Source organism: Providencia sp. PROV208 (assembly GCF_028479465.1).
Lineage (GTDB): Bacteria > Pseudomonadota > Gammaproteobacteria > Enterobacterales > Enterobacteriaceae > Providencia > Providencia alcalifaciens.
Genome location: NZ_JAMPNS010000017.1, coordinates 47221 through 62507, shown reverse-complemented (window position 1 = coordinate 62507; position 15287 = coordinate 47221). Strand labels below are relative to the sequence as shown.

Sequence of the window (15287 nt, the reverse complement as noted above, 5' to 3'; positions counted from 1 at the left end):
TGACTTTAAAATATAAAAAATAACGCCAATAATTAACACACCTTTCTCTCAAAAAAAATCTTTAATAACATATCATTACCTCACCTCAACACAAAAATTAAATCATCGCTTATAAAAATAAAAATTTACGACCACCAGTTAAATATACAAAAAAAATTCCAATTAAGATGTCCCTATCAATAAAAACGTTTATTTTAAATACTCTCGCAATATATGGTTTTATTTAAAATAAGTTACTATGCCCATACTCTTTAGGTTTGACTTATGTCGATTGTTTTTTGCGAAGAAACATTAATTAATTACATCAAAAAAACACCCAGTGAAATAAAAAATCATTTTTACCTCTCTAATGCGATTTTATTAAAAGTAAAGCAAGGTGGTATCTGTTTGCGGATTGAGAATGGGGAGTGGTGTAACCTATCGACCAACAACATCTGTTTTTTGCCTAAAGGTAAGGTCATTGAATTCATCAAAAAAGCCGCCTCTGAAAAGATAGCGCTCGATATTATGCCTGTATCCGCTGAAATGCTAAATTATTTTTATAAACAAAATAGCGCATTATTTATAGAAAAGAAAAAAACACATTATCACAGCCAAGTTTGTACTACTGATATTTCGAATACCCCAATATTAGGGGAAGTTTTTTATTCAGCAATCCAAGAGATTCGCCATTTAGAAATGAATACAGATACAAAAATAAAGAATGTAGACAATAAAATGGCGATTCATTTGAATTTTGTTTTGTCCTTTTTCTTACTTGAAAATACGTTTTATCCTACCTTACAAACTTCCATGAATGTTTTAACTAAAGACAAAGTTTATGATTATATTTATCACAACTCAGGAAAACAAAATTGTACTTTAGAGCTCATCGCTAAACAGCTACACATGAGCACATCAACATTAAAACGTCGTTTAGCAAGTGAAGACACTAATTTCTCAACCATCAGCCTAACATCGCGGATGAATAAAGCGATGATGCTGTCAAAAGTCGACAATATGCCAATGCCTCGTATTGCACAAGAAGTAGGTTATGACGATATTCCGCATTTTATTCAAGCCTTTAAGAATTTCTATCAACAAAGTCAACCTCTCAATGTAACGATAAGTTGATTTTGCCCTTAATACACCCTCCATTGTTTTACGTGTATAAAGTTGTCCATCATTTTAGCTTGTTGGTGGACAATTTTTTTCCTACATACACACTATTATCAATAATGCCTAATCATTAAATTAGGCATTATCCTGAGGGTAAACTGGTAATTAAAAATAATTGTCTTGCTCTTCAGGCATACTCACCATATCTAATGGGATAGCATCCATTACATGGTCCTTTGCCGGAGGCTGATTGACTCCGGAGGGGGTTTTCTGGGTATCAACCGTCAATAAGCCGCGCTGCTCAGTGTGATTCCCCGCCGCATCCGCCACCGTTAATTTATAATCGTGCTTCCCGTCGCTGAGCGCGTCTCCCACGTGAATTTGCCATTTACCGTGCTGATCGGCAGTGCTGTGGTACTGTTTGCCCTCAATCTCCAGCGTCACCGTCAACCCTGCTTCGGTCTCGCCGCTGAACCTTGGCTGAGCCAGATTAGTGAGTGTCAGTGGGGTGTCTGCCGTTAAAGCCGGTGCTTGGGTATCAACGGTGATAACACCAGTTTGTTCGGTATTCGCTTCCCCTAAATTACCCGCGCTATCCTCCACTGCTACACGATAAACATATTGTCCATCCTCTAATGCGCTAGAAATAGGTAGTGTCAAAACCCAGCTACCATTCTCATCCGTTCTTACGGTTTGGCTTATATCTATCGTGTGAGATCCTACCTTGCTAATACTTAATAATACCAATGCAAAAGGTTCGCTTTGACCTTTAAAAGTGGGTGTCGCAGAGTTTGTTAATACCGTATTTTTAATGACTTGTTCTGATTCATGCCAAACACCTGCCGTCAGCTCAGTTGGTGCCGTTAAATCAATTGTGAACTCACCAGCCATCTCACCACGAATACCTTGCTTAACGTCATTCACTGTAACAATATAGTCATGATGCCCCTCTGCCAGTTCGGAAGTAACCTCGATAAACCAATGACCATTTTGGTCTGATTTTGTTTGGTAGGGTTGAGCCAATTGGTTATCAAAAATTACCCGCACATCCGCATTTGGCTCAGTCATCCCTCTTAATTTGGGTTTCTGAGTATTGGTAATATTGTCATTTTGCACTCCGGAGTCCGAGTCACTATCCAACCCAACTTCAACTAAAGGTGCAGTTTTGATCTGAACACTGCCGCTGAGACTTTGTGTACTCACCTGCCCTAAAATATCAGTCGCTGTTATCTGATAATCGTAATGGCCATCTTTCAACGCATTGTCATCCGGCAGTGTAAATAACCAATGACCGGCTGTATCTGCGGTCACTTGGTGTGTTTTCCCATCGATGATGATCGTCACAGTGGCATTCGCTTTCGTTTGTCCACTCAAGGTCGGTGTATTATCATTCGTTTGATGACCTAAAGATAAAACGTCTTCTAATTCAGCCGTTATCTCTGGGGGTTGGATATCGTAAACCAAATTGAAGTTCAGGTGAGTTTCTCGACCGATGAGGTCTTGTGCTGTCACCGTGAATTTAATTTCTTCATCTTGTTTAAGATTAAACGGAATACTTGTTTTAGGCAGTGAAATACGCCAGTTACCGCCATTATCTGCTTGAGTTGAACCAATCACTTTTCCATTGGCGTCTTTGATTTCAATGTGACTGGCAGATGTCGTTTTCCCCGTCAAGCTGAGAGCATCGCTATTAAACATTAGCTTACTGTTTTCTGCGGAGGTGAACTGTTTTCCATTGAGTTCAAATTCAACCTTAGGCGGAATATCTCGCTCTGCACCACTGAGCACTTTCAGTTCTAATTCATGTTCCGTCTTATTTCCTGCCATATCAAAAGCCGTAATTTTCGCGGGATAGATACCATTCGGTAAACGGATACTTTCCCCAATCATGGTCTCTTTACCATTAAATTCTTTTAGCTTTGTCGTATGTTTATAAATTTTTCCATTCACTTCGATCATGTAATAATCAATATTACCCGTGTACGTAATACGCAATCCGGCATTACTGTTATTGGCAACCTTCGTGCCACTATGTAATTCACTGGATTTTATATAAAAATCATCGAATTTCGGTGCTGTTGTTAAGATATTTAGCGTGACCTGCCCAATGGTTAACCCACTGTTCTCTTCCATAAATGCCACAGGATAAGCACCTTCACCATGAATCGGGACTTCAAAGCGCCATTCGCCATTAGCATTCATATCAACAGGATAAGATTTCCCATCTATTTTTGCGTACAGCATTGCCCCTGGCTCAACTTTACCTTTATAAGCGGGTTTTTGATGGCTCGTGTAATGATTACCGGTAGTACCAGTATCAGTATCCGGGTCTAACCAAATTTTAAAGTCTGATACCGTAACATAAGAAGAATACGTTCGAGTGGAACCGTAAACATCAGTAAATTCAAGGGTAAATGGAGTATCCCCTTTTGGTAATTGAAGTGTATCAGGTAGCTGCACCTCCCAATTTTTACGCCCATTTGACAGTGTTAATCCATAACTTTTACCCGCTATTTTAATCACGCCTCTTAGTTCATCGCGGTCAGCACTTCCCGAAATTGTTCCTTTTAATTTAGGGGAGCGAGAGACACTGAGATAGTTATCATCCATGCCAGTGGAACTCGATATGGCAGCAACTTGGCTAGTAACATGCAATACGCTGTCTTTAACCTGCATACCCACCTTATCAAATACTTTTTGTGAAACGTGACCTGCTGGCGATGTTGCAATGACGGTAATATTGTTGAGAAGGTAGCCTGAGTCCTTCAGGAGCGTTCCTTCTGGAATACTAAAAGTCCAATGACCTTTCTCATCAATGTTAGTGATTGGAAAGGAAAACTTATGACTCTTTCCGCCGTGTACCCGTTCGAATTCAAATTTTAACGTTGAGTTTGGGGAAGCTTCACCTGAGAAATCGGGGGTTAAGTCATTGGTTGATTTCGCACCATCAAACTTACCCGCTTTCCAAGGTACGTCTAAGCTAATCTCTGATAAATAAGGCGCGTGGCTTTCAATCACTAATTGTGATGTTTTTTCATAAACATTCCCTGCGGCATCCGTAATAATGATTTGATAATTTCCAATAAAATCCTTTGGCAATTCTTTGGATAGCTGTAGTGACCATTGACCATGCTTATCCGTTGTGGTTTTTATGGTTTCATTATTCAATGTCAGTGTGACTTGGCAGCCCACTTCACCTTGTCCAGTAAAGACGGGTTTATGGTGGCTCGTAATGAAATTACCTTTCGTGCCAGTGTCAGTTTCTGAAGTGAGCTCAATCGTTGATATTGGCAGCATAGAGTCAATGAAAACACTGCCTTGTACATCCAAGCTTCTCCCATTGATAGGATGGGTTGCGGTCACGATATAGCGATTATTTCCATCCTGTAGTGTTTCGGTCTTGATTTCCCACTTTCCAGTAGTGTGGTCGGCTGTGGTTTCATACCGTTTCCCTCCAATATCAAAACTGACTTTCGCCCCTTTAGTCGCCAGCCCTTTAAAACTCAAGATGTTAATGTTCGTAATGTAATCTTCTTTTACGCCACTATCACTACGTTCATCTAACATCACTGATAATGTAGGAAGTGGCGCTTCTGATGCACCGTTTCCTAGTGGAACGAAGGTAAACTGTTGTTCGATTGTCGTTTTATTTCCGGCAAGATCCTCAGCAATAATCCGATAATTATTCTCTTTCCCGACAGCTGCGTTGGTGTCAAAGGTCAAGGACCAATGTCCATTTTCATCGGTATAGGCTGTTTTTGTGGTTCCTTTAAATTCAGCCGTTATTTTACTTTTTGGTTCAGAGGTGCCGCTGATTTGGGGGCGGATTAAATTTGTTGTTATGCCATCAACCGCATGTTCACTTTGGCTCGTCGTATCTAGCTTCGCCGTTAACTCAACTTGGGTATCAACGGTCAATGATCCTTTATCTGTCGATGTATTTCCCGCCAGATCGTTAACTGTAATCTGATAATCATAAATACCATTGGCTAATACCTGTGGTATCGACCATGTCCACTCACCTGCGGTATCTGCGGTTACTGGATAATCTTGATTTTCAAAGTGAATTGTTACCGTTGCATGAGGCTTGGTTTTTCCTATTAGAGTCGGTTTCGTATGATTCGTTAGCTGATCGCCTATTAGCCCACTATCTGTATCAGTACTGAGCGTTGCATGGCTAGAAGGGTGCGCAGTATCAATATGCATGTTTTCAGTGAATGAAGCTTGATTGCCGGCAATATCCGTTACCGTAACCAAGAATAAATGGTGCCCATCATGTAATGCTTCAGGCACCGCAAATGACCAATGACCTTGATCATCCGCTTTTGTCGTATAAATTTGCCCAGCAAGATTAATGGTGACAACGGCTTGTGCGTCTGTTTGCCCTAACAGCACAGGCATAGCCTTATTAGTGATAAAATTATCCGTATTTTCTAAATATGTTGTGGCATCTGGTAACGTCGTTTTGATCGTAACCACGCCATGGATTGTTTGGCTGTTATCGGCTTTATCTACCGCAGTCACTTGATAGGTTAACTCGCCTTCAGGCAATGCTTGCGCTACCGTAATCCGCCATTCCCCCTGCTCGTTCGCGGCTGTAGATAAATGTTGTCCGGCGATCACTAATGTAATCACACTCTTGGGCTCAGTTTTCCCCATGAATGTGGGCAGTGTTTGATGAGTGATAGCATCATTATCCACCCCACTATCTGAATAGCTTGCTAAATGAACAGTCACCTCAGGTAGCGTGGTATCAATGATTATATTTCCTTCCACAATCACAGGCTTATCGTCAGCACGAGATGCCACTAACTGATACTCATAAGCATCATCGGGTAATGCCGTATTGATTGATAACGACCAATTCCCTTCTTGATCTGCGTTAATCGGATATTTTTTGCCTGCAATTTCTAGATATGCCGTTGCATCAAGTGACACTTTCCCAATAAACGTCGGGGTATTTACTTTGGTTATCTGAACGCTCGAAATATCAGAATTCGTTGTGTCATCGAGCCGACCTTGAATAAAGATATTGGTTTTTAAAGGCATAACCACATCCTTAGCCTTATTGACGGATGATGGTGTTGATGATAGTGGTGTTGACGGTGAGGGAATGATTGAAGAGGCTGGAGAGGACAAATCATTTTTTGTGATATCTATTTTAGTATCTTCAGCTTTAGTTTTTTGATTTAATTCTTTTTTTGCTTGATTTAACTTTGTTAACGATGAACTTAATTGCTCTTTTTTTTCTTCATTTGACGATTCTAACGTGCGAACAGTTTCAGAGAGAGCCTTATTTTTTTGTTGTAATTCGGCAAGTGTCTCTTCGAATCGCAGCTCGGCATCGCCTTCTTCATTGTTCTGTTTTTTTTGTTCTACCGCGTCGACCTCCACCGTGTCGCTGACAAATTGTTCCTTAATATAAACAGCATCGGCTCCGACATTCATCGATATTGATGACAAAATCTCATCTTGGGTAAGCACAACCCCCTGCTCTGTGGATAAAACTACATCACCTAAAATGATATCTGATAAACCATTTTTTAATATTTCTGTTTTTCCATCGGGGGTTGTAATAATAAGGTCTAATCCTTGAACCTTAAAGTTTTTTACTTGAATTGTATTTATGTTATTTGAATTCATTGAGCTAGCCATTTAAAAGATATTAATGTGATTAATTAGATGCCAATTAGCAATTTTCATAAATCGCATTATATCTATTTTAAATCTAATTAAATCATGAAAAGCATATCGTGAACTCATAACCTATATTTATGAACTTAAAACCAGATGTGTCAAAATTAATTATAATTATAATACCTGACATGAATTTATTTTAAAGAAAACAAAAAATGGAAGAAGACTATGATGGCTCAGATGAAGAGCTAGCACCTATGGTGGATGGATTAAGCGGAACACTTTGTATTATTATCTTAGTATCAATGGTATTTATTTTCAGTGGTTTAAAAACTGCAAGCACGTATATTAATTATGGGGAGTTGAAGTTTGAACATGTAGAGATCGATATATCAAACCGAGTTCTTTATTTCAAAGGCGGAATAAACCTTTCTGATGAAAAGATCGATTTATTAGCAAAAGAATTCAATGAGAATGATAAAAACAGCATCATTTTACATGGTTATATAGATAAAAACATCAAGAACAGTCAAGAAAAAAACACCTATAACTTACTTTATGTAGCATCAATCATTAAAAATCTTGGTCGCAATAAAAAAGTCATTCTAAAAAAAGGAACGAATGAAATTTGCCCAGGATGGAATTCATGTATCTATTGGGAATACAAATAAATGTACTATATCGGACTATTTCTTTACCTTATTACCTTTCTTGCATGCTGGCTAATCACTGGAATAAAAGACATGATACAGCAATGTATCCTACTTGCTCCTGAAATAAGCTATACCATGATTGGTATTTATATTTATCCATTGGCTATTTTCTTATGCCACAAGATCCTTAAAAAGAAATCACAAAAAAATTATATTTTTCTCGCTAATCAAACAAAATTATCAGCCTCGGTAACCGTATCCTTAGGTTTAGTCGGAACATTTATTGGTTTAACTGGAATGATAACAGCAATATCGGCATCTCTTGCTGGAGAAGGTGATGTAGCAGAAAAAATGAATGCGATGATTTCATCAATTTCCATGGCTTTAGACTCTATGTCATTTGCCTTTTTGACCTCTATTTTAGGTGTCTCAATTTCTGTTTTACTGTTAGTTAGCTTAAATTTCTTCCAATTCTTTTACATTAAAGATCAAAGCAAAAATTCACAGCCTAATTTTGAAGAACTCAATGATATTCATAAAACCCTGTTTGCTCTGCAAGCCGTAAATGTAGGCATTGCCCAAAAGTTCGTATCAGTCTCAGAAGATAACCAATTAGCGACAGAAATTTCTAATACACTCAAAGAACTAACAAAAATAACAACAGCGAACTTACAAACATTGGTTACGATGAAAGATGCACAAAATGATTGGTATATAAAATATGACATGCATTTATTAGAAGAGAAAAAAAGCAGACTGTTGAATAATGAAAAAATAGAGAAAGAAATTTTAGAAGTAAAAAATTCTATTCAATGGATAAAATCCAAAGCCTTAGAAAGCAAGAAAAAATTAATATCATTATTATCAGTGGAATAGTTACATGCGTATATCTTATATTGTCTTAGGCTTATCACTTGGATTGATTTTAATCAACACCTGTTTAGCGAATAAAAAAGAAGATGGTTTCGAATCATTTATGAATCGAGTACTAGATAATTCTAATCCTATTAAAATAAAAATGTTAGAACTAGAATCTGAAGGGTATAAAGCAAAGCAGACCGATTACTTTTATTTACCTAAAGTGAGTGCGACAAGCAAGTTGAAACATGGCGATGCTAATGTAAACAGTAGCTTGACGGCAACATCTCTTATTTATGATAGTGCGTTAAATCATCGATTTAATGAAAAAGAGCTGAAACTAAAAGTTTCACAATTGAATTTAAATAAAGAGAAAGACGATTTATATGCATCGATTACAAATAATCTTCTTAGCATTCATTTTCTTAACGAATTAACTAAAAAAACGGCTAATTTAAACAAAAACTCAAAAGAAATTTTTGATTTAATTGATCGTCGTTACAAAAATGGTGTTGCTAAATCCAGTGACTTAGAGCAAGCAATGCTACTAATGCAACGCATAGATATTGAGCAAAAAAATATTGAAAAAGAGATAATGCAATATAAATCAAATATTGAACTCATTTCCGGATTAGATTATCCAGTCAATGGCGTTAGCTTACCCAAAAATTTTATTAAAAATATACATAACATTAAAATTCAAAATGACCAAAGTATTCAAAATAACATTGAATATAATATATTGAAAATACAAGCAAATGTAATCAAGGAAAACGCTCAACAGCAAGATCCTTTTTTTAATGTGAATTTAATAGCTGAAGAACGATATTTAAATCAAAGTAGAAACCATAGCGAATCATATGTCGGCGTCGAGCTAAAGTTAAATATTTTTGATATTGATAAAAAATTGAATGAGTTATCCCAATTGAAACTCTATGAGGCCGCAAAGGGGAAAGTCGATTATAAACACAGTGAAATGACAGCCAAAGTCAAAAATTTAAACATCATTGCGACGTCGAATGAAATTGAGATAAATAACTTAAAAAATCAGAGAGATACATTATCTTCTATGATAAAAAGTCAAGAACGTGAGTATGATATCTCTCAATCTTCATTCTATGAAATGGTTAACACTTTATTTGACATGTTGACCATTGAAAGAAGAATCACTGAATCAATGATCGCTGATATGAAAAATAAAATGGAATACATCCAATTAACAGGGAAGCTCGCTGAAATTGAAAATCCATCTTAACTATCTGAAAAAAATTCCTAAAAAGATAAAAATTGTCTTTACCCTTACCATCATTTTTTGGGGATATATTTTTCTTGCTGAAATTGATGTTTCATCCCCAGGTGATGGCGTCATTTCAGGCTTATCTAACAAGCTAGAGATAATCAGTCCAGCATCAGGATTTATCAACCAATTTAAGATTAAAACCGGTGACCATATAGAAAAAAATCAAATTCTATTTTCTTATACAAACTTAGATGTTTTTCATCAAGAAAAAACGCTGTCTAACTTAGTCAATTTTGCTAATGAACGCATTGATGATTTAGAGGAGAACAAAAAGTTATTAAATGGGCTTATTAATGGTCTAATCAATAATGAAGATGAATTTCAGTCTACGGCAAAAAATGACAGAAGCAAGACCCTCAGCGCGTATAAAGAGTTATCTGAGCATATGCTTTTAATCATGGAAACCAATAACTTACAAGCACAATATTTAGCGCAGAACAAAGAGCTTACTGAGCTTCAAAATCAAATAAAAATTCTAAAAAGAAAGGAGGTGCTTTTAAATAATGCGAGAGCACCCGAGCTTGAAAAATTGAATAACAATACGGAAGTTAGCCGGACATTAGCACTGATCAATTCAGGTGAATTAACCGCTCAAAAATTAATACGTGAAATTTCTTTATTGGAAAAAAAGCACAAAACACGATTAATTAGTGAAATACAAGAAAATGAAGAGCAACTCAATCGCTTGAAAAAAGAAAAATTAGAAAATAGTGGTCAAATTGAATTACTAAGAAATAAAATCAGGGCAAACAGTGTTGTTTCACCCACTGATGGCATTATTCTGAGTATAGAAAAAGAGTTAGAACAAGGTTCATACGTTGAAGCTTCTAACCTAGTTATGGTCATAAAAAAACAACAAGATACGCGGGTTATCGACGCTAAAGTATATGCAAAATATCGCCCTTTTATTGCGGTTGAATTACCGGTAAAAATTGTCGTTAACTCTCCTGGATTTAAAAAAATAATCCATGGGAAAGTGTCAAAAATTAGTGCCGACTCATTTTCTGATAAAGATAGAATGACTCAAGAGCGCTTTTATTCTGTACAAATCACGCCAAATCAAGATTCGGTCATTGAACCGGAACATGATGGGTTACCCGTAATGATATATATTTCTAGTAAGAAAATTTCAGTATTAAATTATCTAACGGCACTCATTGGCGATAATATTTCATTTAACGTTTGGTAACGATATGTTAGGTTTTGTCTCCGCGCTTTCCGCGTCAGTTTCCGTCATGATTTTATTAATGGCTGTTCTTTTAGCGAATGTCATGTCTAGTGCTATGGATATGGAAGAAAATAAACATAAAGCAAAAATATTGGGCATTGAAGATAATGGTGGTGAAATAAAAGATAAAAATAAAAACATTCACAACACAATGAAATCATTAACTTTCAATTACGAAATACTCAATACGATTGATTATAATAAAATTAAAAGCATTGAAATTTATTGTAGCTATGGGAATAACCTAACACTTGATACTGCACTAACTTATACGGTTTACAATACTGTTTATCTAAAAAAGAACATTCCTCAAGTAAGCATAAAGGCACTCAAGCCCGCTGAAGATAAAAATGGATTAAACAGTTGTTTCCTCAAGGGAAAAGAGAAAGAAAGTGAAAAAAAATAATCTAAACAATATCATTTTTATATACTTCAATGAACTTGGAGAAAAAATAAATTTAAAAAATAAACCTTATGAGCAATCCAATATTCTAAAGAATATTAACAGCTTTATTGATAATGATTTTTTTACTTATCAGTATTCATCCATTATTTACTCAAAAAATGAAAATTTACCTCAGCTTTTCATCATGGAGCTAAAAGATAGCGAGTACATTCTCATTAAGAATCAGGTTGGAATACTCTCTAACCTAACCAACAATGTCATTGTCACGAAAGAATTACTTGAAAGTAAAAACTTATTTTTCTTTCGCGGTATACCAAAAGACTTAGCTGAAGATTCAATGTTTAATTCATTAGTTAAGCTCACACCAAAATCTGCCCTATTTTCTTTACCTTTAATTTTATTCGCTTTACTACTCCCTTTATATTCAAACTTATTTAATTCTCGATTAGTTTATAGCGAATCCATTAGCTCATTATTATATATTAGCTTTATTTTTGTTTTTATTATTGGAATTGAGTTTTTCATTAAACATTTCATTCATGAACAAAATCTCCAAGAAATAAAAATTAATATTGGTATTTTCAATCGCTATTTTCTGGATTTGCTGCAGCGTTCTAATTGCAAAAGTGCTTCAATTAAAGTCAGAACAGCGGAATCTTCTATTCTACAAGTCTGGGAGCTTAAGCCACAAATTGTCTATGATATTGGATTAACGATTTTATTTTCATTATGCATTATCAGTATGCTAGGTTTTTATTCTATTTTGTTATTTTTATATTATGCTGCCCTTGCGTTTATCTGTGTGCAGGTTCGCTTCCGCTCTTATCAAAACATGTTGCGAACCAATAGCATTAACTATGAAAAATCAGCTCTGTACTACTCATTAGAGCAAAAAAAGCAGGAGCTTCGCTTCCTTGATGAAAATAATTTTCATCAATATGTCGATACCAAGAACCATGAAGATGAGAACGTTAAATTAAAATTAAATGATGCGAATCATCATTGGGCAGAGATCATCAGAACCAATTCATTTCTGTCTATGATGGTCATGTATATCACTTGCTACCTAGCCGTAGGAAATGGAATGCTCAGCTTGGCGTCCATTATCGCCGTTTTAATTATCAATGGACGACTTTCAGCAGCCATCACAGGCGCAATTAACCGCAGTTTTGTTGTTAAAACACATTTATTTCACATCAGATCCAGTATTAATCAACTCATCAATAACCTAACACCTAGGTTTAAAGAAAATGGTTTGAAAATCAGTAAGTCACATATTTTTCAAACAACAAATTTAACACTCAATATTGATGAAAAAAAACGAGTTGATAATCTCAACATGACAGTTAAAGCAGGGGAGTTTATTGGCATTACTGGTATATCGGGGTCTGGGAAAACATCTCTGATAAACGTGCTTTGTGGTATTTCTCAAAATTACTCTGGCGATATCTCGATTAACAATATTAAATTGAATGAAATTTCCGGACCCTATTTTCAACAAAAAATCGCATACTACTCGGGTGTTGCTGCCTATTTTAATGGTTCCTTGAGAGATAATTTTAATCTTAATGGAATTTTCGATGATGCAACTATGGCTCGCCTCATTATGCTTTGCTGCCCCCAATTAAAAATCAGCCAAGAAACCCTAGAAGATATACTTATCGCAGATCTTCCTATTTCTACAGGGGAAAAACAGAAACTCATGTTAGTGAGTTCCTTATTCAAGCAACCAGAGATCATATTTTTAGATGAAGCTACGGCTTTTATGGCATCAAAAGATGCACTCAACTTTATACATCTCATTAGAAAAGAACTGAAGTTAGAAGATTCAATTGTTTTCTGTGCAACCCATGATTTAGGTCTCTCTTCACTGTTTACTCAGCATATTTCCTTAACGACTCAAGCCTCTCAGGCTCATAGAATAACGGTACCCTCAAGTAAAATGAACGACGTCATTTTGCCTAAAATATCATTAAATAAAACAGTGCTATAACGTAAAAAAGCCCACTTCAGAATCTGAAGTGGGCTTTCCATCTTGTCTACCAAAAAGAGTCTTACAAGAACGTGAAGAAAATCATTCCAACAACGGCCCCTGTGGTACCCAGAATAGTTTCCATCAGAGTCCACGTTTTCAAGGTTTGTGCTTCAGTCGCTCCCGTAAATTTACCGAATAACCAGAAACCAGAGTCGTTCACATGGCTCAGAATTAATGAACCACCTGAGATACAAATTGCTAGTGCAGCAAGTTGAGCACCGGAATAACCTAACTCACCGATAACCGGTAATACCAAACCTACGGTCGTTAAACACGCGACTGTCGCAGAACCTTGGATAACACGCACGGCGCCCGCTAACACGAAACACGCAACAGCAATAGGTAAGCCAGCACCAATCAGTGAATCACCGAGAGCTGGACCCACACCAGAATCCACCAGCACTTGTTTAAATACGCCACCAGCACCTGTGACTAACAGAATGATACCTGCAGGTTGAATTGCCGCAGAACACACTGCCATCACACGCTCTTTGTCCATACCGTAACGGAAACCCAGACCATAGATTGCCAATAAGCACGCCAGTAATAAGGCAGTAAATGGGTGACCAATAAACTCTAACCAGTTTTCTAAGTTAGATCCTTTTTCAACAAAGTGCGTACCAATCGTTTTTAATCCAACCAGTAACAGTGGGAACAACACGAGGCTTAAGCTGAATCCAAAGCTTGGCATTTTACCGTCAACTGCTTTTGGTGCTTGGTAATCAGCAGGAATATCAATGTGAACAAACTTGCTAATAAAACTTCCGAACAGTGGACCGGCTAAAATCATGCTAGGGATAGCAGCACATAAACCGATTAAGATCATCCAACCGTAATCCGCACCCATTTGCGAAGCCACCAGCATAGGAGTAGGTCCCGGTAACAAGAAGGCGGCCGCAGCGGCAACCCCTGCAAACAGAGGAATGGCTAAGCGCACAACGTTATGGCCTGTGCGGTTTGCGACGGCAAATACCACACCGATTAATAAAACGATCGCAACATCAAAAAATAGCGGTAATGCACAAATTAATCCGGCAATCCCAACAGCATAGTGCGCGCGTTTTTCACCGAATAAATCCAGCAGCTTATGAGCAACTTGGTCTAATGCCCCAGTTTCATGCAGAATTTTTCCGAACATAGCGCCCAGAGCAACCACTATTGCGAGAAATCCAAGCGTTCCTGCCATTCCTTTTTGCATGGTTGCGGTAATATCTTGAACTGGCATTCCAGAGAATAACCCTGCGCCAATCGAGACAATCATCAAAGCAACAAATGCATGTAAACGCGCGTACATGACTAAAAATAGCAATAACACCACCGAGCCAACGGCAGTCAGTACCAATGTTAAGGTACTTAATGTTTCTACAGGTGCGTTCATGCTTTATCTCCCGTCATAATTTGACGAATAGTGGCACAGGTATTATCGATAACCACATCGAGGGCAGGACGAATATCGACAGCATAAGCATCAGTTTCTTGCGCGTCAGGTTCTTGTAACGTTTCAAATTGTGATTTCAACATTTCAGGTTTAAAGAAATGACCACGACGTGCTTTTAAACGTTCTTCAATAACGACTGCATCTCCTTTTAGATAAATAAAATATAGATTTTTATTATCTTGGCGCAGAATATCGCGATAACTTTTTTTCAATGCTGAGCAAACAACTAACGAGACTTGATTCGTTCTTTGCATTGCAAAAATAGCACTGTTAAGAGCTTCTAACCAAGGACGACGGTCATCATCATTCAAAGCCTGTCCTGATGCCATTTTCATGATATTGGATTTCGGGTGCAAAAAGTCCCCGTCTAAAAAAGCCGCGTTTAACTGCTGAGCAACGCCACTCGCTACTGCTGATTTGCCGCTACCCGATACCCCCATTAAGACAAATGAGTAGTTTTGATTTTGGGTATCACTCATAGGAAACTCCTCGGGTGTTGAAAAAAGGTGACTTAATTCTAGATTTTAAATTTGATTTAGGCTCTTAGCCTTGAGCTACCAAAGATGTTACCGGTAACAGGTTACGGGTAACATTATTGCCAGTGGATATTTATTTAGCAATTAGATAGGCGAAG

Annotated in this window: 10 protein-coding genes; 7 read left to right on the top strand and 3 right to left on the bottom strand. The window is 37.0% G+C overall.

Annotated elements, in window-relative coordinates:
• Positions 1–264: 264 nt before the first annotated feature.
• On the top strand, positions 265–1113 hold the full coding sequence (locus tag PR766_RS13935; RefSeq protein WP_036959847.1) for a helix-turn-helix domain-containing protein: 849 nt from the start codon (positions 265–267) through the stop codon (positions 1111–1113).
• Positions 1114–1263: 150 nt separating this feature from the next.
• Here the strand turns inward: PR766_RS13935 and PR766_RS13930 are convergent, their stop codons facing one another.
• Entirely contained in the window at positions 1264–6741 is a 5478-nt protein-coding gene (locus PR766_RS13930; protein WP_195848310.1) for an Ig-like domain-containing protein, read from the bottom strand.
• A 209-nt stretch (positions 6742–6950) separates the two neighbouring features.
• On the opposite strand from PR766_RS13930, the gene PR766_RS13925 reads away from it, so the two are divergent.
• The 6 genes from PR766_RS13925 (at position 6951) to PR766_RS13900 (ending at position 13173) form a co-directional block, all read left to right on the top strand.
• Positions 6951–7406 (top strand): hypothetical protein, encoded by a 456-nt coding sequence (locus tag PR766_RS13925; RefSeq protein WP_006658551.1) that lies wholly within the window; start codon positions 6951–6953, stop codon positions 7404–7406.
• Between the two features lie 72 nt (positions 7407–7478).
• Positions 7479–8264 (top strand): hypothetical protein, encoded by a 786-nt coding sequence (locus tag PR766_RS13920; RefSeq protein WP_224120489.1) that lies wholly within the window; start codon positions 7479–7481, stop codon positions 8262–8264.
• 4 nt (positions 8265–8268) lie between these two features.
• Entirely contained in the window at positions 8269–9501 is a 1233-nt protein-coding gene (locus tag PR766_RS13915) for a TolC family protein (protein ID WP_154600855.1), read from the top strand.
• Positions 9485–10735: an HlyD family efflux transporter periplasmic adaptor subunit gene (locus PR766_RS13910; RefSeq protein ID WP_036959855.1), complete on the top strand. Its 1251-nt coding sequence runs from the start codon at positions 9485–9487 to the stop codon at positions 10733–10735. The genes PR766_RS13915 and PR766_RS13910 overlap by 17 nt, the downstream gene beginning before the upstream one ends.
• Before the next feature lie 4 nt (positions 10736–10739).
• Positions 10740–11180, top strand: a complete 441-nt coding sequence (locus tag PR766_RS13905) for a hypothetical protein (RefSeq protein WP_036959857.1) — start codon at positions 10740–10742, stop codon at positions 11178–11180.
• Positions 11167–13173, top strand: a complete 2007-nt coding sequence (locus PR766_RS13900) for an ATP-binding cassette domain-containing protein (RefSeq protein WP_230086742.1) — start codon at positions 11167–11169, stop codon at positions 13171–13173. The genes PR766_RS13905 and PR766_RS13900 overlap by 14 nt, the downstream gene beginning before the upstream one ends.
• 61 nt (positions 13174–13234) lie before the next feature.
• Here the strand turns inward: PR766_RS13900 and gntU are convergent, their stop codons facing one another.
• Both gntU and gntK read right to left on the bottom strand, forming a co-directional pair.
• Positions 13235–14593 (bottom strand): gluconate transporter, encoded by a 1359-nt coding sequence (gene gntU / locus PR766_RS13895; RefSeq protein WP_006663367.1) that lies wholly within the window; start codon positions 14591–14593, stop codon positions 13235–13237.
• The gene (gntK, locus tag PR766_RS13890) at positions 14590–15132 is read right to left on the bottom strand and encodes a gluconokinase (protein WP_006658558.1); all 543 of its coding nucleotides are present in this window, start codon (positions 15130–15132) and stop codon (positions 14590–14592) included. The genes gntU and gntK overlap by 4 nt, the downstream gene beginning before the upstream one ends.
• Between the last annotated feature and the right edge of the window lie 155 nt (positions 15133–15287).

What these genes read in the sequence shown, in the direction of transcription:
- PR766_RS13920 (WP_224120489.1), top strand. Translation starts at nt 7,479, where the DNA reads ATGATACAGCAATGTATCCTACTTGCTCCTGAAATAAGCTATACCATG.
- PR766_RS13930 (WP_195848310.1), bottom strand. Translation starts at nt 6,741, where the DNA reads ATGAATTCAAATAACATAAATACAATTCAAGTAAAAAACTTTAAGGTT.
- gntU (WP_006663367.1), bottom strand. Translation starts at nt 14,593, where the DNA reads ATGAACGCACCTGTAGAAACATTAAGTACCTTAACATTGGTACTGACT.
- PR766_RS13935 (WP_036959847.1), top strand. Translation starts at nt 265, where the DNA reads ATGTCGATTGTTTTTTGCGAAGAAACATTAATTAATTACATCAAAAAA.
- PR766_RS13925 (WP_006658551.1), top strand. Translation starts at nt 6,951, where the DNA reads ATGGAAGAAGACTATGATGGCTCAGATGAAGAGCTAGCACCTATGGTG.
- PR766_RS13905 (WP_036959857.1), top strand. Translation starts at nt 10,740, where the DNA reads ATGTTAGGTTTTGTCTCCGCGCTTTCCGCGTCAGTTTCCGTCATGATT.
- gntK (WP_006658558.1), bottom strand. Translation starts at nt 15,132, where the DNA reads ATGAGTGATACCCAAAATCAAAACTACTCATTTGTCTTAATGGGGGTA.
- PR766_RS13915 (WP_154600855.1), top strand. Translation starts at nt 8,269, where the DNA reads ATGCGTATATCTTATATTGTCTTAGGCTTATCACTTGGATTGATTTTA.